The organism is Xenorhabdus innexi, assembly GCF_002632485.1.
GTDB classification, from domain to species: Bacteria; Pseudomonadota; Gammaproteobacteria; order Enterobacterales; family Enterobacteriaceae; genus Xenorhabdus; species Xenorhabdus innexi.
Genome location: NZ_NIBU01000169.1, coordinates 1 through 1,430, shown reverse-complemented (window position 1 = coordinate 1,430; position 1,430 = coordinate 1). Strand labels below are relative to the sequence as shown.

Sequence of the window (1,430 nt, the reverse complement as noted above, 5' to 3'; positions counted from 1 at the left end):
GAGTTTAGCCTGGCGATAAACGCCATCCCGCTGTGTTAAAATGACTTTGTCTTCGCCTCTGTGCCGTTGGCCCGGTGTCACATAATTTATCCCACTATGACGGTGCTCCTCGTTATACCAGCCGGTAAAATTATCCCCCCAGATACGCGCCTTAGTCAGATCACAGAAGCCGCCTTCCGGCCAGGTCGGCACATATTTCAGCGTCCGAAACAGCGATTCTGCATAGGCATTATCATTGCTAACCCGCGGGCGGCTATGTGACGGCGTGATAGCCAGTTCCTGAAGTTTGACCTGCAGGGTTTGGGATTTCATCGCAGCCCCATTGTCGGCATGCAATATCAGCGGGGCACGCCAGCATTGTTCCTTCCAGACTGTGCGTTGTACCAATGCTGCGGCTAATTCACCACTCTCGGCCTCATGGACTTCATAACCCACGATTTTACGGCTAAAAATATCGAGTATCATATACAGATAAAACCAGCGGCCTTTGACTGTTGACGGGAGCCATGTAATATCCCATGCCCAAAGCTGATTGGGGGCAGTGGCTGTCCATGTGGTCGGTTTTCCTCTTTTGTGTGCCGTCCGCTTCCGTCCCCGGTGATGAACCTCACCATGGCGTCGTAATACCCGGTAAAAGGTGGATTCACTCGCCAGATAGACCCCGTCATCGGCCAGACGTGGCACAATTTGGGAAGGGGGCAAGCTGGCGTATTCCGCCTGGTGACAAACCGCCAGGATTTGTTGCTCTTCTTCGGCGGTTAATCGGTTTGCAGGCGCAGGCCGGGCAGCCAACGACCGCTTGTCTTCCGGACTTTTTTGCCAACGCCGCCAGGTACGTAAACTCAACGGGAGCTCGTTGAGCGCCACCGCCAACCGGGCACCGGCCTTGACCGCTTTGCACACCGCATTCCTAATCACCTGACGATCCTCAGTACCCGTCAGTTTTCCTCGTTGTCCATCCCGAAGTGTGCCTGCAACGTCTTTCGCAAAACCAGTATCGCTGCCGCCTCCGCCAGAGCTTTCTCCTTACGGGCCAGTTCACGTTTCAGTTGTTTGTTTTCTTGCTGGCTCCGTTTTAATGCCGCCTTATCGTCACGGGCGGGCACTTGTAAGAACGCCTGTTTCCATTGCTGAATTTGCTCAGGATAGAGTCCTGTCTTACGGCAATATTCGGCTAATTCAGTCGCACTGAGTGTGGCCGTTTCAATAATGGTCGCCAGCCGGGCTTCTGCTGACCATTGGTCTGGGGTTTTGTCTGCGCCGGGCACGGGTTTTCCTTCTGCTTTTGCCTGATTACGCCAATTATACAAGGTGGCTTCCGAGATGCCTTCCATTTGTGCAACCGCAGTCACAGTCATGTTGTACGGTGGTAGCAATTTAGCCAGTGCGGCAGATTTACGTTCAGGTGAAATACGTGTCATTTTTTTCTC

2 protein-coding genes are annotated in these 1,430 nt (G+C 53.3%); both read right to left on the bottom strand.

All coding sequences use genetic code 11. The features are described from left to right. Nucleotides 1-918 (bottom strand): IS3 family transposase (locus Xinn_RS20790; RefSeq protein WP_153043433.1); only part of this gene is annotated, 918 nt, incomplete at its 3' end. A 20-nt stretch (nt 919-938) separates the two neighbouring features. After that, on the bottom strand, nt 939-1,430 hold a 492-nt coding region (locus Xinn_RS20785; protein WP_211286046.1), incomplete at its 5' end, for a transposase.